General features: G+C 65.3%; 1 protein-coding gene (cut by both window edges). It reads right to left on the bottom strand.

The whole window is internal to a protein-glutamine glutaminase family protein gene (locus BLW75_RS34920) on the bottom strand: the coding sequence, 50,283 nt in all, runs 7,208 nt past the left edge and 19,746 nt past the right edge, and what appears here is coding positions 19,747-43,075 — codons 6,583 (complete) to 14,359 (partial); reading right to left, the first codon wholly in view occupies positions 23,327-23,329. The start codon and the stop codon both lie outside this window.

Genomic DNA, 23,329 nt, shown 5'->3' with positions numbered 1-23,329 from the left:
CGGCGTCGCGAACATGGCCGAGGCCGTGGGCCGTCAGGACACGGATGCCGTCCAGTACCTGTGAGGCACCTTCGCGCAGCTGGGAACTGCCGTTCAACGGCTGCACCGGCAGCCTTGTTTCGTTGGCCACTGCTATCCGCAGCGGCACGGGCAGCGCTTCGGAGGGGTGCTGCTCCACGATCACATCGAGGATGACCGTTCCGGGGGGCCGGCCGTCGGCCTGCGACGCCGTATCGACGATCGGCAGCGGCTCGGCCTTCGGCGTGTGCTCCCCCCGTCGCCCGACCGTCAACCCGCGAACCAGCTCGTTGTATCGGGACCAGGAGGATCCCGACACAGTCAGTTCGACCTTCGCCGCATAGCGATGCACTGGCTCCGGTTTGACCGCACCGGACTCATCCAGTTCACGGCCGAGCACACCACCGGCAGTGACTTCCGCGCCCTGGCCTCGCCCCGCCGTGGCCGACTTGGCCTTTTCGATCTTGTTCGTACCGGTCACCAGACCCATTCCGCCGGCCAGCGCGGTGTAGACCCGGTACCGGAGGCCGCCGGCGACCGCCCAGAGCCGGCTGGTGCTGGTTCCCCCGCTCTCCGAATCGGCGAACTTCGCTTCCGAAGTGCCTGCCGGCGCAGGGCCCAAGTCTTCGAGCTGGCCCAACAGGCGCGCGTCGATCCGGAACGCCACATGGTAGTCGTGCGCCCGGCCGGGTTCCGGCTCCAGATCGAGGACGAGCGGACGTTCCATCGCCAGGTCCGCCGCCCGCAGGGCGAGCCTCTCCGGAGACACCGCGTCGTCGATCGCTTCGCCGCGGCCGAGTTGCCGCTCCAGCTTGCCGGTCAACCCCTTCCGCAGCTTGGGGTCGTCGAACGAGGTCACCAAGCCGGCATCCCGCCACGCCCAGCGTTTCCGCGCCGGCCCAGGCAGGGATTTCGCCGAGTCGCGGAGAATCGAACTGAGCAAGCCACTGACCTCACCGAGTCGGAGTGCCGCGCTTCCCGCGGCGGCGCCGACTGACTCCTCGATGTGCTCCGCTGCATCCGGCTCGACGCGCTGAGCGGCCGGGTCGAGCCCCACTTGCCGTGCGTCGTCGGCCTTGGCCCACTGCACCGCGTTGACGGCCTTCGCGAAAGTGATCGGTTCCCCTCGTCCGAGCTGGCGGACTTCCAGGTCGTACACCACCCGGTAGCGAAGCACGGTCCCCTTGTACGAACGCGTGACGGATTTGGCCGACTCAGCGGCGTGAGTCGACGTCCGGCTCCGGCCATAACCGCCCGACATGGCCGGGCCGGCACCCACCGACAACCCGCCGACATCCAGACCCGGCCCGCCGGCCAGGGCGGCATCAAAATCGCGCCCCGACGTGCTCGACGACGACGTCGAACCGGTTTCCGTGGCGTGCTCGCGGAACTGGGCATCGTCGATGGCCTCGAGGTACGCGATCTCCCGGGCCACCGCCCGCATCTGCACCTTCTGCGAGCGGCTCGACAAAATGCGTTTGGCCGGGTTCCCCCCGCGATACAACGCCTCCGACGTGATCCAACCTTGTCCCGCCTCGGCTTGCTCCGGCGTGACCGCCATCTTCGGCAGCCGCGCCTCCAGGCCGATCGTCAAGAATTCGCGAAGGTACTCCCGGGATTCCTTCCCGAGCCGGCCGACCTTGTCGATCACTTGCTCGAAAATGCCGCGTTTCGCACCCGGCTTCAGCGCGATTAGTTTGCCACGATGGCGGCCGGCCACGACAGCCCTGACCGCAGTGCCCTCAGTCGCCATCGGCGGCAGGGCCGGGGGAAGGGCGATCTGCTTACCCTCCTGGCGCAGCCCTGCGGGGACGCTCAAGGTCACCGCGATCGGCGCGGCTGCCGGTTTGCCGGCGCCGAGCAGGATCTTCGGTCCGGTGTCGGCACCGCGCCGGTCGAGACGGTTGATTTCCAATGAAACCGGAACCCTGACCGACCGCATACCGAGGTAGCCGCCGGCGCTATTGCTGGGCTGCTCCGGCAACGAGACACTGGTCTGCACAGTCTTGCCCAGCGTGTGGCTGTGCTCACGCGAGCTGGCCGCCGCGGTCGGCACGGTGATCTTCCCAGTGGCGAACAGGCCCGGCACCATGGGAAGAAAGACGATCCATTGGGTCTTCGGGCTTCGTTGGGTGGACGTCTGTGCCTTGGCACTGTCAGCGGTTTTCCCGGTCATCGATTTGGCAGGCCCCGTCCCGTTCCCGGTGGTGCGCGCGGGCCAGCGGAACTTGGCCTTCACGCGAACCAGCTCGCCACCGACTTCGAGGACCCTGCCCTCACCCAGGAAAGAGCCGATGTTGTCGCCGAGCTCATGCTGCACCGTGGCGATTTCCGACGGCTCCGGAATCTTGGAGACGAGCGAAACGACCTTGGCCACTGCCTGATCGACGCCCTCGGTCCGGCTGACCTGCGAAGCAACCCCCATGTTATTGCTGCGGTACAGCTCACCCGGAATCCCCTGCGGGGTGCCGTCCCCCTTGCCGCTGGCCGAGGACGAAGCGCGATCGTGCGCCGGGCGGTCCCCTGCGGCGCCGACGGCAGCCACCTGCGACTCCACCGCGGCTGACGCCTGCGCAACCACCATCGGTTCGCCGTGCGATTGCGCGGACGCATCGGGCACATCGGACGAGGTGCCCATACCGGCATCATCGGCGCCGGAGGGAGCCGGCGCCGCGAGCCGCCGTGCAAGCCCGGCCACCTTCTCAGGCTCAGTGTGAACGAGCATGGCATGCGCGACGATGTCCACAGCTGCCCAGTAGCTCACTGTCGGCTGCATCGACGTCCATCCCGCACGGGACAACTCCCGCACGGCACGCCGCTTGATATCCACGCCCGCTGACCTGGACCCCGCACCCCCAGCCGCCCTCGAGTCCTGCACCTGCTCCGCATCCGCGAAACTGGCATCCGCGTGTTCACCGCTGCGCGACGCCTCCATCTCAGGTGCGGTGAACTCGTCGGACGCCGGACCGTTATCTTCCCCAGCGGCACTCGCTTCGCCACCGCGTCTGGGGAAGAAGGTCGCACTTACCTTCGCTTCCCAGGAACCTGCCCAGCCAGCGAACTCCTCCGGCGTCAGCAACGCCGGATAGGAGTTCATCGGGTTGTTCATGACGAACACCGGGCGGCCATCCACCGTGACCGCCTGAAGCTGAACACGATGGTCCGGGGTTCCCACGACCGTCCCGCCGTCGGCCGCCACCTGCCGCCAGAACGCAATTCGCTGCTCCGGCGTCCGCAGTACCTGGGGCAGTACGACCCCTGGCTGCCGGTCGTCGATCAGCTCGTCGGCGCCGAACAGAGTGCCATCCGGCTCGAGCGCCAGGTGCGCCTGGAACTTCCCAGCATAGGACGCCTGATCGAGACCGGTGAACCGACGACGACCGCGGTCCACCACCAACGGTGCGGTCAGCGCGAGGCTCGTCCACCAATCGCCACGGACGACCTTCCGGGTCAACACCGGCACGCGCCCGCTCCTGAGGTTGGCAGCGGCCAGCTTCTGCATCGACCGGCCCCAGCGCTCGCTCAGGGCACGCCACTCCCGCCGCACCGCGCGGTCGGCCTGGTCGGCGGCAACCAGTTGCAGTGCCCGCTGTTCGATCGCCGTGAACTCGGCCCGCGCGTCGGTGACCCGCTTGCGGACCATCTCCTCTCGCGTACGCCCGAAAGTCCGGTCCGGCCGGGTCCGCGACTCGGGGCGCACCTTGCCGAGGTCGCCTTCAGTGTTGTCCGCCACGGCGCGGCCGACGTGCAGGAGCCCGGCCAGGGACGGCACCCTGCTCCGGACACCGATGTCGACTGAAGCCGCGACACACGTGTTGAGGAAGTACTGCTCCTCGTGGCCGACGCTCGCGAACAGTGCCTCCGTCAGCGCTGCCGGGTTGTCCAGCAAAGCGGTCATCAGCGGTTCGCCGGCCAGCGCCGCGCGCGCCGGAGCGGCAAGGTTCACCAGACCGAGCGCGGTCAGCCGCACCGGCAGCGCCGCGGCCGTCGAAACGTCCACGCCGTACATCGGCGAATGCGCCACCGCAAATGGATCCTCAGCGCGCCCGATGTGCCTGCTCAAGTCGTCGAGCAGCTGAGTGAGCCTGGCGGACGTGATAGGCCGGATCGCCCGGCGGTCCACCTCGACGCCACCGTCGGACCGCTTCGGACGGCGCGGCCGTTCCCGGGTCGGCACCAGGCAAGCAGCCAACAGTGCGTCGTTGACGAACGCGCGTACCCGCTCCTTCACCGCTGAGCCGGAAAACGCGGCAAGCGAACGGTCGAGCGAGATCAGCTGTTCCCGGGTGCCATCAGGCAAAGCGTGGTGCTCGAGCCTGCCGTCGCCCGCAAGTGCGGTGAACTCAGCCACCATGGCCATCAGTTCGGAACGGGGCACCGCCAGCTGCGACAGCCCCTCGGCGACCCGGTCGTAGGCAGCTACTGCCTGCTGCTCGGCGAGGCTCCGCGAGGCACCGGAGGTGACCTGGGCGAGGGCCGGGCCCCCGGCCGGCAGAGGCGCCGGAGTCACCTCGGCGTGCCCGGGCCGACCGCCGTCCCTGATACCCGACGGCCGGACCCGGCCCGCGGCGAGTAATCCCGCCCCAGCGGCGTGGCCGGACACCACTTCATCCACTCGCCCGGACGATCCCAAAACGATGGCGCCCTCGGTCGGCGTGGCACTGTCCGGCAGAGGCCAGACAGTGCCGTCCCGGCGCACCTCGACCCGCGCGTCGTGGCCCCTGACGTCCCCCCCGTGACCGGCCTCGTCGTGGTGGATCGCTACGTCGAACTCGCCCGGCGTGCCGCCGCCATTCTCGAATGCCTCCTGCAACACGCCCCGCTCGTGGTCGGTGCGAGGAGCCTGCGGGTACGCCAGTGGCACCATCCGGCCGCTGGGACCCGTGCCCACGTCATGGCGTGGCCACCCCAGCCGCATCGGCACCGGCACCTCCCGCACCTCGCCCGGCCGGTTCCGGTGCAGCAACCGGCCCGGCCGCGGACGCACCAGGACCCGGTGGATCACCACGTGATCCGAAAGCGACACCGCGCCCCGCTCACGAACTTCGCTCGACTCCGAAACATCACTCGTGGACCGCATCCGCCCCATCGAGGAGACTCCCGGGTCTTTGAGCCCGAGCCCGACGGTCACCGGTCCCGCCGGAATGTTCTGGTTGGTCAGGTTCACCGGTGTCCGGCTTCCCTCCGCCGTGACATCGCTCACCCGCCGCTCGCCCTCGTACTCGTAACTGATCTCGCTCACGGCGTCGACCTCGTCCATCGGCGCGCCGATCCGCACCGCCTGAACCTCGATTTCCATGGCTCGTTGCGCGTCATGGACCGTCTCCAGCGTGCGCTCCAGACGCCGCAGCGCATCGTCTGGGTAAGCCGTCTCGACCCACGATTCCCAATCGTCCCGTCTCTCGCCGACCAGGACCAGCTGCGCCAGCACTGCTTCCCGCACGCCTGAGAAGTCCGGCTCCCCCAGCACCACCGGACGGTCCAGACGAGCCCGCTCAGCCCGCTCGAGACCCGCCAGCACCTCGGCACCCGCTGAACCTCGATCCGCCTCGGACCATATGACCGCCTCGCCGACGGGCACTCCCGCCGCCGTTTCCGACAGTGCCCGCGTTCGCCGCAGCCGAGGTCCGTCGTCGGGATGCAGAAAGAACTCCGAACCCGACCGGCCGTGACCGACGGCCGACGGTGGAGCCAAATGCACCAGATCATCCAAGCCATAACGAGCCGGCGCATCATCCGGGAACGGCACGCTAACGTTCGACGGCTGTTCCGTGCCTCCCTCCATAACCTCCACCCAGCCGCTGCCCGGTGTCTCAACAAACGACGGCACACTGGTGGTCGCGTCATACACCACCGATCCCACACGGCCCGCGCGCCCCGACAATCCTGCCGGCTCATCGAAACCGAAAAACACATAATCCACCGGCCGTAGCACCGGCACCCGGGTCGTCTCACGCAGTGCCCGTGCAAACTCCGGCAAAAAGTCCGCGTTGCACGCCCACACCCGCACCGTGTCTGCACGGTTCCACTCCGCCGACCGCAACGCCTCCGCCGCCGCCTGCTCATCACGCATCCCATGACCGGCCAGCACCAGATTGAACTCACCGACCACCCGCGGCAGCCACCGCGCGACCTTGGCCAGCGCCGGACCACCATCACCCACCACGACCCCCGACCGCACCCCCCTCACCGCAACCCCGCTCGCCGACGGCAACGTCTCAAACGGCGGCTCCTCACCCCCCTCCCGACCCAACCGCGACAGCTCCCGCCCCCGACCCATCGCCATCTCCATCTCACCCCGACGAACCGGCGAGACCCCAGCAAACTCCGCCACACCAAACCCGCCATCACCCCACCCGGCGAAGTCCGGCACACCAAAACCCACATCACCCAGCCCCGACCCAAACTCAAACCCCACCCCAACCCCATCACCAAACAACTCCCCCAGCGCGGCGAAATCATTCGCACCCGCGGCAAAGGACGGCACATCACCGAAACCGGCCTGCTCGTCGTATGGAGCGACACTATCCAGCCCATCCGGGAAGAAGCCGCCGCTGTAATCGCCCTCGTCCAAGCGAGCCTGGAAATCCTCCATGAGCACATCAACCGGATCATCCGCCCTCGCCGACGGCGACGGCGACGGCGACGGCGAGTGCTCGACTGGCGCAAACTCCTCGAAGGCGGCCTCGGTCTCTTCGGACCCGGCCCGCGTACCCGGCGTTACCGCCCCACGGTCCTGGGACGAGCCGGCCACACCAACACCCAACCCGTCCTCGCTCGGTGACCCACCCCGACCAGCACGGGCCGCGGCGCGCACTTCCCCGGCAGCGTCCAGCGTCGTCGCGGCCTCAGCAGAAACCTCCGCCACCCGCAGGCCCACCCCAGCACTCCCCAGAGCCCACCCGGTGGCCGTCGGAACGAAACGCACATAACGTTCAATGAACGCGTCCCGATCACGCATCGGCAACGGCAACGCCTCACGCACAACCGACCGAACTACTCCCTGTCGCGACGAGAACTGCGAAGCCAAACGACTCAGGATCTCTATAGCCAGCACCTTGTCTTCGCGCCGCGACAACACCGCATCGGCGAACGCATGCACACGCCAACCCAGCTGCTGCGTGACCGCCACCGGCAATTCGTTGGCATAACGACCAGCTTTTCCACTTTCGTCCCGGTTGCCATCTCCGTGGAAATCGCCCTCCCAGTAGGAAGCCTCCCGTACCTGTTTTTCGGTCAGCACCGGTGACGGCATCACACTCACCGTCACCGACGAATCAAGCCCCGCAGACATGCGCAACGCCCCGCTGAAGACCCATTCTTTCGTATCCACGTTCAGCGCGCGCAGCCGCTGCTTCACTACCTTCTCCACGAAGGTCTGCACATCGTCCTTGTGCCGGGACTCTTTGCTTGGCATTACCAGCCGGATCCGCATGTTCGGCGTCACCGCACCGACGCTAACGTTCTTCCACTGTGCCACTATCTGCTCGATGAACGTCACCAATTCCGGTTCCGCTTCCGGATCGAACGTCACAGAAACCTCCTCCTCTGCGCGCCGCGCAGGCAACAAGACCTCACTTTTCTTCAGCTTCCGCGTACGCACATTCAGATCAGCTGTCCATGACGGCACCACCAACGGCGACACCCCCGGCACCACCACGGCCGCCGGCACCGGATGTGGCACCCCATCACCCACCCTCACCGAAGCCGCCGCCACCCCCCGCGGCCACCACTCGTCCACACGCGCCACCACATCTACCCGCGGCACAATCCGATCACCCACCAGCTCACCAAAAACCCGACCCGCCAACCCCGTCAGATATTCCCCACGCTGCCCGCTCAGCGTTTCCTCACCACGCCCCGCCACCAACTCCACCGAGACCCCGACCTGAGTGACCAGATCAACCAGCTCACCACCCCGCGCCTCGGCACCCAACGCCTCATCCAGCTCAACCTTCGCCCGCTCCGCAGCATCCGCGAACATCAACCCCAGCTTCCACTCCGCCACCCCCCCTAACTCCACCTCCCCCGACTCAAAAACCACATTCAACATCCGCATCGCCCGATACCCCGCAACCGAACCACCCACATCAGGCCGCACCCACAACGCCAACCCCGACCCGAGAACACTCGACTTCAGCGTCACCGACACCAGCGGACCCGGATGCCCCACCGGCCGCCTCGACTCGTCAGATGCCTCCAACAAACGCAAAATCCAATCCCGCGCCTGTTCCTTTAGCCGGGCCACTTCTTGCGGATCATCTGGCAGTGTCCGCACGGAGCGGATCAGATGGAGATCAAACGGCTCAAGATCGTTTTCCTCACGACCGCGCGCAAGAGGCGTGAACTCTTCAGCCCACTTGTCGAGCGACGACTGCAACCCCATACTCGGGATTACGCCTGTAGTCCCCGCTGGCGAGTAATAACCGACCACCTGCAAGCCTGGAGAACCCGCATTCTCTGGCAACATCGATTCACGCAGGGCTTTCTGCCGCCGTTTTTTCAACGTGCCGGGCACCCTATGGGCGACGGTCCTCTGCGGAACATCACCCCCGATCACCAGGCGTGCAACCGTTTTCTGCCCACTCACAAATGCGGAGCCGAACTCGACCCTCACCAGGGGCCGTGTGACCATCAATTCAGCCGGTAACGTTCCCTCCGCCAACTCCTCATCGACAACCATGTTCACTAGATCTCGCACATTCTGCAGCCGCCGCTGACTCAGATCGACCGGTTCAACTTTGTTTTTTGTTATTTCAACTGTGATCGGTTCCACCACGGCAGGTTCATCAGCCTCCTGCGCTTGCTCGATCGCACGCCGCACCGCCCCCGACACCACCTGCCGCACATCCCACACCGCCGCATCCACCAATCGGCCAAGCCCCGGAACGAACTCCAGCCTCTCCAGCACACGCATGTCGCGATATACAGCGGCCGCCAGCACGGGAGGATCCGGATGCAACCTCACCCACCACCCAGTGCCGTCACCCCGCTTACGCTCCTCACTAGTCAACTTCCGCTTTCCCACCGGGAAAGTCAGCCCGAGCCCGGCCAGCTCAACGTGAGCCGACTGGTTCCCCTGCACCGACACCACAGCATCGGCAAAAGCCTTCCCCAGCTGCGCCTCAAACCACTCTCCGCCTTCTTTGATTCGCGCGAGGACCGAGGTGACAAGTTCAGGGCGAAGGTCTGGTGGACGCTCGTCCGAGTCATGGCGTACGAGAGCCATTCGAGCCAACTGCCTGAACCAGGCATCGAGCTCCGCCTGATCGCCAGCTGGGATATCATTACGCCCTCCCACGTAGTTGGCATGCCACTTTGTGCGTACTTCTGGTTCGGGCCGCTCCTGCACCAACGCGTGCACAGACACTTCGACACCCCTTGAAGAGCCCGTATACTCAACCTTTAGCCGCGGCATGAACTGTCCAGTAGCCAGCCACTCGTGATCCCGCAAACCGGAACGTTCGATGAAAACGGAAATGCCTTCGCGCACTAAGTCAGTAAAATACTGCTCACGCTCTGCGACAGCAACTGCATTGTCCTCGTGCTTACGGCTGATCTCAAAATGGAACAGCGGCAGCTCCGCCGACTGGGTCCAAGCCCGCTCCGCGGCCCCCTCGACCATCGCCCGAACCTGCTCCTCGTGCACCGCCAGCAACTGGTTTGTGTGCACCAAATATGTCGCATCCAGCGACGTGCGCTGCCGGAAATTCTCCAGCGGCACGCCTTCCCCACCCGGATACCGCACCAGCGACAACCCGGCCGCCTCAGCACTTTGGGCAAGCAACAGCACCTGCGTCACCATCGGCCTCCGACCGGCGGCAAGACTCCGGCCGCCCTCCTGCCCCGCCATCACCTGCTTATACGCCGCAGCCAGCCTACGCAGGGCGTTTGCGCCGTTCCGGGTCAAATTCGTGACCTGCCACGAGAAGATCAACCTGACATCCTCCCCCGTGACCCCCTGCTCCCGCCACTGCTCCTGCCGCCGCACAACATCCGGCATCACCCCGCTACGGACCCTAGCCAGATCTTCCGGCCTAATCACGCCCGAGCGCGTCTCAAATCGACCAGTCCACAACGTGTCGCGCTGACCAGCGGTACGCGCGCTGGCGGCATACGCCGTCCCTGCCCTCGACGCCACCGCGGCCCTCGCTAGCCGCAACTGTTCCGCGCCCGTGTTCGTCCCGGCCATGCGGTCACCTGCCAGGTTCTTCAGAGCCGCGCCTGTAATGTCGCGATTCGTGCGCGGATCCACGACCTCGGCAAACCCCAGCATCCATTGCTTCACCAGCTCCGCCATCTTGCCCGAGGGCTTCGCCCCCCGCGCCGGAACCACATACCCCTCAGGTAACTGGCCACTTACCCGCTCCAACTCATCCCGCAACGTCTTCCCCGAATTCCAATCCTCCGGCCGCCACTCCAGCAACTTCTGAACAACCGGATGAGAACCCTCCGTCACATCCGACGGTGGAGCCAAATGCACCAAATCATCCAAGCCATAACGAGCCGGCGCATCATCCGGGAACGGCACGCTAACGTTCGACGGCTGTTCCGTGCCTCCCTCCATAACCTCCACCCAGCCGCTGCCCGGTGTCTCAACAAACGACGGCACACTGGTGGTCGCGTCATACACCACCGATCCCACACGGCCCGCGCGCCCCGACAATCCTGCCGGCTCATCGAAACCGAAAAACACATAATCCACCGGCCGTAGCACCGGCACCCGGGTCGCCTCACGCAGTGCCCGTGCAAACTCCGGCAAAAAGTCCGCGTTGCACGCCCACACCCGCACCGTGTCTGCACGGTTCCACTCCGCCGACCGCAACGCCTCCGCCGCCGCCTGCTCATCACGCATCCCATGACCGGCCAGCACCAGATTGAACTCACCGACCACCCGCGGCAGCCACCGCGCGACCTTGGCCAGCGCCGGACCACCATCACCCACCACCACCCCCGACCGCACCCCCCTCACCGCAACCCCGCTCGCCGACGGCAACATCTCAAACGGCGGCTCCTCATCCCCCTCCCGACCCAACCGCGACAGCTCCCGCCCCCGACCCATCGCCATCTCCATCTCACCCCGACGAACCGGCGAGACCCCACCAAACTCCGCCACACCAAACCCGCCATCACCCCACCCAGCGAAGTCCGGCACACCAAAACCCACATCACCCAGCCCCGACCCAAACTCAAACCCCACCCCAACCCCATCACCAAACAACTCCCCCAGCGCGGCGAAATCATTCGCACCCGCGGCAAAGGACGGCACATCACCGAAACCGGCCTGCTCGTCGTATGGAGCGACACTATCCAGCCCATCCGGGAAGAAGCCGCCGCTGTAATCGCCCTCGTCCAAGCGAGCCTGGAAATCCTCCATGACCACATCAACCGGATCATCCGCCCTCGCCGACGGCGACGGCGACGGCGACGGCGACGGCGACGGCGACGGCGACGGCGAGTGCTCGACTGGCGCAAACTCCTCGAAGGCGGCCTCGGTCTCTTCGGACCCGGCCCGCGTACCCGGCGTTACCGCCCCACGGTCCTGGGACGAGCCGGCCACACCAACACCCAACCCGTCCTCGCTCGGTGACCCACCCCGACCAGCACGGGCCGCGGCGCGCACTTCCCCGGCAGCGTCCAGCGTCGTCGCGGCCTCAGCAGACAGCTCAACCAAGCGGAGCCCCATCCCGGGCCGTTCCGGATTCCACCACACCCGAGACGCAGGAATAAAACGCACATACCGGTCGATGAATGCCTCGCGCTCACGCAGCGGTCCCGGCAACGCGTCACGAACAGCCGACCGCACCTCCTTCTGACGAGACACATACTGCGAATTCAGGCGGCTGACAATCTCCACCGCCAACACCTTGCTCACTCGCTGAGAGCTGCCCTTTTCCTGGGAAGCAACCTCGCCGGCGAAGCTGCGCACACGCCAACCCAGCTCCTGCGCGACCGCCTCCGGCAATACGGCCATCTCACGCTGGCGGCGTGATCGTACTGGGAAGGAGCCTCCTTCCCAGTACGAGGCGGTCCGCACCTGCTCCGGAGTCAGCACCGGCGACGGCGCCACACTCACCGTCACCTTGGAATCAAGACCTCTAGTCCGTGTGACAATTTCGCTGAATACCCATTGTTCAGCGTCTACCCCGGCTTCGCGCAGCCGCTGCTTCACAGCCTTCTTCGCGAAGTCCAGCACATATTCCTCGTGCTTGAATTCCGTGACACCGAGGGTCGCCCAGATCTGAATATTCGGTGTCACCACACCAGCGGTGACATTCTTCCACTGCGACGCCAGCCGCGCGATGAACTCCCCGAACGGTTTTTGGTCTTGTGTATCGATCGTCACGGAAGCCGGCGAACTCTCCTCCTTCCACTCCCGCCGCGCAGGCAACAACGTCTCCCTGGGCTCCAAAAGCCGCGGACGCACATCCAGATCAGCTGTCCACGACGGCACCACCAACGGCGACACCCCCGGCACCACCACGCCCGCCGGCACCGGATGTGGCATCCCATCACCCACCCTCACCGAAGCCGCCGCCGCCCCCTGCGGCCACCACTCGTCCACACGCGCCACCACATCCACCCGCGGCGCGATCCGGTCACCCACCGTCTCCGCGAAAACCCGGCCCGCCAGCCCTGTCAGGTATTCCTCACGCTGCCCACTCAGCGTTTCCTCACCACGCCCCGCCACCAACTCCACCGAGACCCCGACCTGAGTGACCAGATCAACCACCTCACCACCCCGCGCCTCAGCACCCAACGCCTCATCCAGTTCAACCTTCGCCCGCTCCGCAGCATCCGCGAACATCAACCCCAGCTTCCACTCCGCCGTCTGCCGCAGCTCTGCCTCCCCCGGCTCAAAAACCGCATTCATCATCCGCATCGCCCGATACCCGGCAACCGAACCACCCGCATCAGGCCGCACCCACAACACCAACGCGAAATTACGATCTTGCTTCACCGTCACCGACACCAGCGCGCCCGGATGATCCACCGACCGCTTCGACCCATCAGGAGCCTTCAGCGCACCCAGGACCAGATCCCGGGTCTCGTCCTTCAACCGGGCAACGCCCTCCGGAGCCCCCGGCAGGGTCTGCACTGTGCGGATCAGATGGAGATCGAACGGCTCGAGATCGTTCTCCTCGCGGCTCCGCGCAAGCGGCTTGAACTCGGCAACCCACTCGTCGAAGGCCGACTGCAAATCCTCGCCTGGAATTCCATCCAGCGGGTAACGGCCAACCCACTGCAACCCCGGAGACCCTACCCCCTGTGTCAAAGCCCGTACACTTAGATCGACCAGAGTTCGCTCCCGAACCCGAATCGGAACCGGCTTCCCGGCGGGGGCAGGGATGTCCGCCCCGACTTCCAGACGCACGACTGTCTGCTGCAGGCTCCGCGCAGCCACCACCACGCTCACCTTAGGACGGATGACCGTCATTCCGGCCGGCAGTGTTTCCTTCTGCCGGGCCAGCGCCTCATCCACGATCCCGTTCAGCAGGTCACGAAGATACGTCCGCCGCCCTTCGCTCCATTTAGTCGGCTCTGAGAAAATCTTCTGGATTTCCGCCGTGATGGGCTCCACCACCGCAGTCCGGTTCCCAGCCTCCCTCGCCTGCGCGACCGCACGTTCCACCGCCCCGAACACCACCTGCCGCACATCCCACACCGCCGCGTCCACCAACCGGGCAAGCCCTCGAACGAACTCCGCCCCCTCCAGCACCCGAAGCCTGCGATAATCAGCAGCCGTCCAGTCAGGATGAGGATCCGGATGCAGTGTCACCCAGAAACCGGTGGACGCGCCCTCTTTTCCGTCCTTTGAACGTAGTCTCCAGCTGCCTACCGGGAACGTCAGGCCAAGCTCGGCCACGTCCACCGGAACCTGCCTCTTCTCCCGCTCCGAGGCCATAGCGGCGGTGAAAGACTTCCTCAAATGCGCCGCCAGGTTGGCTCCAGGTTTACCGCCACCCTCTTCGACTGGCCCCGAGACGGTGAAGGCAGGCCGCAGATCCAGTGGACGCCCCTGCCGGTCATGTCCTTTGAAAGCCGCCGGAACCAAATCCTTCACCCAGGCATCGAGATCGGCCCGACCAGCAGGAGGGATATCGTCGCTCGCGATCACCTTGGCGGCACGCCACTCCGTTCGTTCTCCCGCACCGACTTCCTCCACCACGAACACGCGCGCGGGGACTTCCACAAGTTGTGACGAACCTTTGTACCTCACCGCCACCCGAGGCGTGAACTTCTCGCGATCCGGCAATGTAAGACCTTGCGATGCCAGGCCATCAAAGAATTCGGATACGCCTTCGCCGAAAAGCTCCTCAAAATACTGGGGGACAGGATCGTCGGCCGTGTTCTTCTTGTGGTTAATTTCAACGTGAAACATCGGCAGTTCTGCCGACTCGACAAAGGCCCGCTCCGCAGCCCCAGCCGCCATCAACCGGACCTGATCCTCATGCACCAAAGGCAGCTTATTCGTACGCGCCAGATAGGTGACATCGAGCGCCCTACGCTCTCGGTAGTCAGCCAGCGGCACACCTTCGCCGTCCAGATACCGCACCAGCTCCAACCTGGCCGCACCCGACTTTAGATATGACCCCAGCACCTTGGTGATCCTCGGAAGCTGACCGGCTCCGCTTTCACCACCACCCAGCACTTCAACCAGCTGGCGATGGGCTGCATCAAGCCTGCCGAGAGCGAGGCCCAGATGCCCGCCGTGCGGGTGAAACGTATGAAGTATCAGCCGGAAGTCACCGTCAATGCGCTGCTGCTCCACCCTCTTCCGCTGCTGCTCCACGAAGTCCGGCCTGACCTCGACAGCAATCCTCGCCAGGTCAGCAGGTGCAATCGCCTCCGATTTCGGCTCGAATTGACCGACCCACAACTGCTTACGGTCGCCCGCGACGCTCGCACGCTGGTCACCCGCCTCCGCCGCGGCGTTCTTCGCTTGCAGCCGCCACCTTGCCGGCATGCGCTCCCCGACCATGCGGTCACCGGCCAGCTTCCCCACAGCCTTACCCGTAACGCTCCGCCCTGTGCGTGGATCCGTGACGCCGTCCAACCCCAGCACCCATTGCTTCACCAGTCGGGCCATCTTGCCCGAGGGCTTCGCCCCCCGCGCCGGAACCACATACCCCTCAGGTAACTGGCCACTTACCCGCTCCAACTCATCCCGCAACGTCTTCCCCGAATTCCAATCCTCCGGCCGCCACTCCAGCAACTTCTGAACAACCGGATGAGAACCCTCCGTCACATCCGACGGTGGAGCCAAATGCACCAAATCATCCAAGCCATAACGAGCCGGCGCATCATCCGGGAACGGCACGCTAACGTTCGACGGCTGTTCCGTGCCTCCCTCCATAACCTCCACCCAGCCGCTGCCCGGTGTCTCAACAAACGACGGCACACTGGTGGTCGCGTCATACACCACCGATCCCACACGGCCCGCGCGCCCCGACAATCCTGCCGGCTCATCGAAACCGAAAAACACATAATCCACCGGCCGTAGCACCGGCACCCGGGTCGCCTCACGCAGTGCCCGTGCAAACTCCGGCAAAAAGTCCGCGTTGCACGCCCACACCCGCACCGTGTCTGCACGGTTCCACTCCGCCGACCGCAACGCCTCCGCCGCCGCCTGCTCATCACGCATCCCATGACCGGCCAGCACCAGATTGAACTCACCGACCACCCGCGGCAGCCACCGCGCGACCTTGGCCAGCGCCGGACCACCATCACCCACCACCACCCCCGACCGCACCCCCCTCACCGCAACCCCGCTCGCCGACGGCAACATCTCAAACGGCGGCTCCTCACCCCCCTCCCGACCCAACCGCGACAGCTCCCGCCCCCGACCCATCGCCATCTCCATCTCACCCCGACGAACCGGCGAGACCCCACCAAACTCCGCCACACCAAACCCGCCATCACCCCACCCGGCGAAGTCCGGCACACCAAAACCCACATCACCCAGCCCCGACCCAAACTCAAACCCCACCCCAACCCCATCACCAAACAACTCCCCCAGCGCGGCGAAATCATTCGCACCCGCGGCAAAGGACGGCACATCACCGAAACCGGCCTGCTCGTCGTATGGAGCGACACTATCCAGCCCATCCGGGAAGAAGCCGCCGCTGTAATCGCCCTCGTCCAAGCGAGCCTGGAAATCCTCCATGACCACATCAACCGGATCATCCGCCCTCGCCGACGGCGACGGCGACGGCGACGGCGACGGCGACGGCGACGGCGACGGCGACGGCGAGTGCTCGACTGGCGCAAACTCCTCGAAGGCGGCCTCGGTCTCTTCGGACCCGGCCCGCGTACCCGGCGTTACCGCCCCACGGTCCTGGGACGAGCCGGCCACACCAACACCCAACCCGTCCTCGCTCGGTGACCCACCCCGACCAGCACGGGCCGCGGCGCGCACTTCCCCGGCAGCGTCCAGCGTCGTCGCGGCCTCAGCAGACAGCTCAACCAAGCGGAGCCCGACTTCCAGACGCACGACTGTCTGCTGCCGGCTCGGCGCAGCCACCACCACGCTCACCTTAGGACGGATGACCGTCATTCCGGCCGGCAGTGTTTCCTTCTGCCGGGCCAGCGCCTCATCCACGATCCCGTTCAGCAGGTCACGAAGATACGTCCGCCGCCCTTCGCTCCATTTAGTCGACTCTGAGAAAATCTTCTGGATTTCCGCCGTGATGGGCTCCACCACCGCAGTCCGGTTCCCAGCCTCCCTCGCCTGCGCGACCGCACGTTCCACCGCCCCGAACACCACCTGCCGCACATCCCACACCGCCGCGTCCACCAACCGGGCAAGCCCTCGAACGAACTCCGCCCCCTCCAGCACCCGAAGCCTGCGATAATCAGCAGCCGTCCAGTCAGGATGAGGATCCGGATGCAGTGTCACCCAGAAACCGGTGGACGCGCCCTCTTTTCTGTCCTTTGAGTTCAGTGTCCAGCTGCCTACCGGGAACGTCAGGCCAAGCTCGGCCACGTCCACCGGAACCTGCCTCTTCTCCCGCTCCGAGGCCATAGCGGCGGTGAAAGACTTCCTCAAATGCGCCGCCAGGTTGGCTCCAGGTTTACCGCCACCCTCTTCGACTCGGGTCCACCCCGAGATGATGAAGGCAGGCCGCAGATCCAGTGGACGCCCCTGCCGGTCATGTCCTTTGAAAGCCGCCGGAACCAAATCCTTCACCCAGGCATCGAGATCGGCCCGACCATCAGGAGGGATATCGTCACCCGCATACTTCTTGGCGGCACGCCACTCCGTTCGTTCTCCCGCACCGACTTCCTCCACCACGAACACGCGCGCGGGGACTTCCACAAGTTGTGACGAACCTTTGTACCTCACCGTCACCCGAGGCGTGAACTTCTGGCGATCCGGCAATGTAAGACCTTGCGATTCCAGGCCATCAAAGAATTCGGATACGCCTTCGCCGAAAAGCTCCTCAAAATACTGGACAGGATCGTCGGTTATGTTCTTCTTGTGGTTAATTTCAACGTGAAACATCGGCAGTTCTGCCGACTCGACAAAGGCCCGCTCCGCAGCCCCAGCCGCCATCAACCGGACCTGATCCTCATGCACCAAAGGCAGCTTATTCGTACGCACCAGATAGGTGACATCGAGCGCCCTACGCTCTCGGTAGTCAGCCAGCGGCACACCTTCGCCGTCCAGATACCGCACCAGCTCCAACCTGCCCGCACCCGACTTTAGATATGACCCCAGCACCTTGGTGATCCTCGGAAGCTGACCGGCTCCGCTTTCACCACCACCCAGCACTTCAACCAGCTGGCGATGGGCTGCATCAAGCCTGCCGAGAGCGCGGCCCAGATGCCCGCGGCTCGGGGGAAACGTATGAAGTATCAGCCGGAAGTCACCGTCAATGCGCTGCTGCTCCACCCTCTTCCGCTGCTGCTCCACGAAGTCCGGCCTGACCTCGACAGCAATCCTCGCCAGGTCAGCAGGTGCAATCTTCTTCAATTTCGGCTCGAATTGACCGACCCACAACTGCTTACGGTCGCCCGCGACGCTCGCACGCTGGTCACCCGCCTCCGCTGCGGCGTTCTTCGCTTGCATCCGCCAGATCGCTGGCATGCCCACCGCGACCATGCGGTCGCCGGCCAGCTTCACCACAGCCTTACCCGTAACGTTCCGCCCTGTGCGTGGATCCGTGACGCCGTCCAACCCCAGCACCCACTGCTTCACCAGTCGGGCCATCTTGCCCGAGGGCTTCGCCCCCCGCGCCGGAACCACATACCCCTCAGGTAACTGGCCACTTACCCGCTCCAACTCATCCCGCAACGTCTTCCCCGAATTCCAATCCTCCGGCCGCCACTCCAGCAACTTCTGAACAACCGGATGAGAACCCTCCGTCACATCCGACGGTGGAGCCAAATGCACCAAATCATCCAAGCCATAACGAGCCGGCGCATCATCCGGGAACGGCACGCTAACGTTCGACGGCTGTTCCGTGCCTCCCTCCATAACCTCCACCCAGCCGCTGCCCGGTGTCTCAACAAACGACGGCACACTGGTGGTCGCGTCATACACCACCGATCCCACACGGCCCGCGCGCCCCGACAATCCTGCCGGCTCATCGAAACCGAAAAACACATAATCCACCGGCCGTAGCACCGGCACCCCGGTCGCCTCACGCAGTGCCCGTGCAAACTCCGGCAAAAAGTCCGCGTTGCCCGCCCACACCCGCACCGTGTCTGCACGGTTCCACTCCGCCCACCGCAACGCCTCCGCCGCCGCCTGCTCATCACGCATCCCATGACCGGCCAGCACCAGATTGAACTCACCGACCACCCGCGGCAGCCACCGCGCGACCTTGGCCAGCGCCGGACCACCATCACCCACCACCACCCCCGACCGCACCCCCCTCACCGCAACCCCGCTCGCCGACGGCAACGTCTCAAACGGCGGCTCCTCACCCCCCTCCCGACCCAACCGCGACAGCTCCCGCCCCCGACCCATCGCCATCTCCATCTCACCCCGACGAACCGGCGAGACCCCACCAAACTCCGCCACACCAAACCCGCCATCACCCCACCCAGCGAAGTCCGGCACACCAAAACCCACATCACCCAGCCCCGACCCAAACTCAAACCCCACCCCAACCCCATCACCAAACAACTCCCCCAGCGCGGCGAAATCATTCGCACCCGCGGCAAAGGACGGCACATCACCGAAACCGGCCTGCTCGTCGTATGGAGCGACACTATCCAGCCCATCCGGGAAGAAGCCGCCGCTGTAATCGCCCTCGTCCAAGCGAGCCTGGAAATCCTCCATGACCACATCAACCGGATCATCCGCCCTCGCCGACGGCGACGGCGACGGCGAGGGCTCGACTGGCGCAAACTCCTCGAAGGCGGCCTCGGTCTCTTCGGACCCGGCCCGCGTACCCGGCGTTACCGCCCCACGGTCCTGGGACGGGCCGGCCACACCAACACCCAACCCGTCCTCGCTCGGTGACCCACCCCGACCAGCACGGGCCGCGGCGCGCACTTCCCCGGCAGCGTCCAGCGTCGTCGCGGCCTCAGCAGACAGCTCAACCAAGCGGAGCCCGACTTCCAGACGCACGACTGTCTGCTGCAGGCTCCGCGCAGCCACCACCACGCTCACCTTAGGGCGGATGACCGTCATTCCGGCGGGCAGTGTTTCCTTCTGCCGGGCCAGCGCCTCGTCCACGATCCCGTTCAGCAGGTCACGAAGATACGTCCGCCGCCCTTCGTTCCATTTAGTCGGCTCTGAGAAAATCTTCTGGATTTCCGCCGTGATGGGCTCCACCACCGCAGTCCGGTTCCCAGCCTCCCTCGCCTGCGCGACCGCACGTTCCACCGCCCCGAACACCACCTGCCGCACATCCCACACCGCCGCGTCCACCAACCGGGCAAGCCCTCGAACGAACTCCGCCCCCTCCAGCACCCGAAGCCTGCGATAATCAGCAGCCGTCCAGTCAGGATGAGGATCCGGATGCAGTGTCACCCAGAAACCGGTGGACGCGCCCTCTTTTCTGTCCTTTGAACGTAGTCTCCAGCTGCCTACCGGGAACGTCAGGCCAAGCTCGGCCACGTCCACCGGAACCTGCCTCTTCTCCCGCTCCGAGGCCATAGCGGCGGTGAAAGACTTCCTCAAATGCGCCGCCAGGTTGGCTCCAGGTTTACCGCCACCCTCTTCGACTGGCCCCGAGACGGTGAAGGCAGGCCGCAGATCCAGTGGACGCCCCTGCCGGTCATGTCCTTTGAAAGCCGCCGGAACCAAATCCTTCACCCAGGCATCGAGATCGGCCCGACCAGCAGGAGGGATATCGTCGCTCGCGATCACCTTGGCGGCACGCCACTCCGTTCGTTCTCCCGCACCGACTTCCTCCACCACGAACACGCGCGCGGGAACTTCCACAAGGCGTGACGAACCTTTGTACCTCACCGTCACCCGAGGCGTGAACTTCTCGCGATCCGGCAATGTAAGACCTTGCGATTCCAGGCCATCAAAGAATTCGGATACGCCTTCGCCGAAAAGCTCCTCAAAATACTGGACAGGATCGTCGGCCGTGTTCTTCTTGTGGTTAATTTCAACGTGAAACATCGGCAGTTCTGCCGACTCGACAAAGGCCCGCTCCGCAGCCCCAGCCGCCATCAACCGGACCTGATCCTCATGCACCAAAGGCAGCCCATTCATACGCGCCAGATAGGTGACATCGAGCGCCCTACGCTCTCGGTAGTCAGCCAGCGGCACACCTTCGCCGTCCAGATACCGCACCAGCTCCAACCTGGCCGCACCCGACCTTAGATATGACCCCAGCACCTTGGTGATCCTCGGAAGCTGACCGGCTCCGCTTTCACCACCACCCAGCACTTCAACCAGCTGGCGATGGGCTGCATCAAGCCTGCCGAGAGCGAGGCCCAGATGCCCGCCGTGCGGGGGAAACGTATGAAGTATCAGCCGGAAGTCACCGTCAATGCGCTGCTGCTCCACCCTCTTCCGCTGCTGCTCCACGAAGTCCGGCCTGACCTCGACAGCAATCCTCGCCAGGTCAGCAGGTGCAATCGCCTCCGATTTCGGCTCGAATTGACCGACCCACAACTGCTTACCGTCGCCCGCGACGCTCGCACGCTGGTCACCCTCCTCCGCCGCGGCGTTCTTCGCTTGCATCCGCCAGATCGCTGGCATGCGCTCCCCGACCATGCGGTCGCCGGCCAGCTTCCCCACAGCCTTACCCGTAACGTTCCGCCCTGTGCGTGGATCCGTGACGCCGTCCAACCCCAGCACCCACTGCTTCACCAGCTCCGCCATCTTGCCCGAGGGCTTCGCCCCCCGCGCCGGAACCACATACCCCTCAGGTAACTGGCCACTTACCCGCTCCAACTCATCCCGCAACGTCTTCCCCGAATTCCAATCCTCCGGCCGCCACTCCAGCAACTTCTGAACAACCGGATGAGAACCCTCCGTCACATCCGACGGTGGAGCCAAATGCACCAAATCATCCAAGCCATAACGAGCCGGCGCATCATCCGGGAACGGCACGCTAACGTTCGACGGCTGTTCCGTGCCTCCCTCCATAACCTCCACCCAGCCGCTGCCCGGTGTCTCAACAAACGACGGCACACTGGTGGTCGCGTCATACACCACCGATCCCACACGGCCCGCGCGCCCCGACAATCCTGCCGGCTCATCGAAACCGAAAAACACATAATCCACCGGCCGTAGCACCGGCACCCGGGTCGCCTCACGCAGTGCCCGTGCAAACTCCGGCAAAAAGTCCGCGTTGCCCGCCCACACCCGCACCGTGTCTGCACGGTTCCACTCCGCCGACCGCAACGCCTCCGCCGCCGCCTGCTCATCACGCATCCCATGACCGGCCAGCACCAGATTGAACTCACCGACCACCCGCGGCAGCCACCGCGCGACCTTGGCCAGCGCCGGACCACCATCACCCACCACCACCCCCGACCGCACCCCCCTCACCGCAACCCCGCTCGCCGACGGCAACATCTCAAACGGCGGCTCCTCATCCCCCTCCCGACCCAACCGCGACAGCTCCCGCCCCCGACCCATCGCCATCTCCATCTCACCCCGACGAACCGGCGAGACCCCACCAAACTCCGCCACACCAAACCCGCCATCACCCCACCCAGCGAAGTCCGGCACACCAAAACCCACATCACCCAGCCCCGACCCAAACTCAAACCCCACCCCAACCCCATCACCAAACAACTCCCCCAGCGCGGCGAAATCATTCGCACCCGCGGCAAAGGACGGCACATCACCGAAACCGGCCTGCTCGTCGTATGGAGCGACACTATCCAGCCCATCCGGGAAGAAGCCGCCGCTGTAATCGCCCTCGTCCAAGCGAGCCTGGAAATCCTCCATGAGCACATCAACCGGATCATCCGCCCTCGCCGACGGCGACGGCGACGGCGACGGCGACGGCGACGGCGACGGCGACGGCGAGTGCTCGACTGGCGCAAACTCCTCGAAGGCGGCCTCGGTCTCTTCGGACCCGGCCCGCGTACCCGGCGTTATCGCCCCACGGTCCTGGGACGGGCCGGCCACACCAACACCCAACCCGTCCTCGCTCGGTGACCCACCCCGACCAGCACGGGCCGCGGCGCGCACTTCCCCGGCAGCGTCCAGCGTCGTCGCGGCCTCAGCAGACAGCTCAACCAAGCGGAGCCCCATCCCGGGCCGTTCCGGATTCCACCACACCCGAGACGCAGGAATAAAACGCACATACCGGTCGATGAATGCCTCGCGCTCACGCAGCGGTCCCGGCAACGCGTCACGAACAGCCGACCGCACCTCCTTCTGACGAGACACATACTGCGAATTCAGGCGGCTGGCAATCTCCACCGCCAACACCTTGCTCACTCGCTGAGAGCTGCCCTTTTCCTGGGAAGCAACCTCGCCGGCGAAGCTGCGCACACGCCAACCCAGCTCCTGCGCGACCGCCTCCGGCAATACGGCCATCTCACGCTGGCGGCGTGATCGTACTGGGAAGGAGCCTCCTTCCCAGTACGAGGCGGTCCGCACCTGCTCCGGAGTCAGCACCGGCGACGGCGCCACACTCACCGTCACCTTGGAATCAAGACCTCTAGTCCGTGTGACAATTTCGCTGAATACCCATTGTTCAGCGTCTACCCCGGCTTCGCGCAGCCGCTGCTTCACAGCCTTCTTCGCGAAGTCCAGCACATATTCCTCGTGCTTGAATTCCGTGACACCGAGGGTCGCCCAGATCTGAATATTCGGTGTCACCACACCAGCGGTGACATTCTTCCACTGCGACGCCAGCCGCGCGATGAACTCCCCGAA

Origin of the sequence: Amycolatopsis lurida (assembly GCF_900105055.1) — a bacterium.
Classification (GTDB): domain Bacteria; phylum Actinomycetota; class Actinomycetes; order Mycobacteriales; family Pseudonocardiaceae; genus Amycolatopsis; species Amycolatopsis lurida.
The sequence above is the reverse complement of the archived record's forward strand: the minus strand, read 5'-3'. Positions and strand labels throughout refer to the sequence as shown.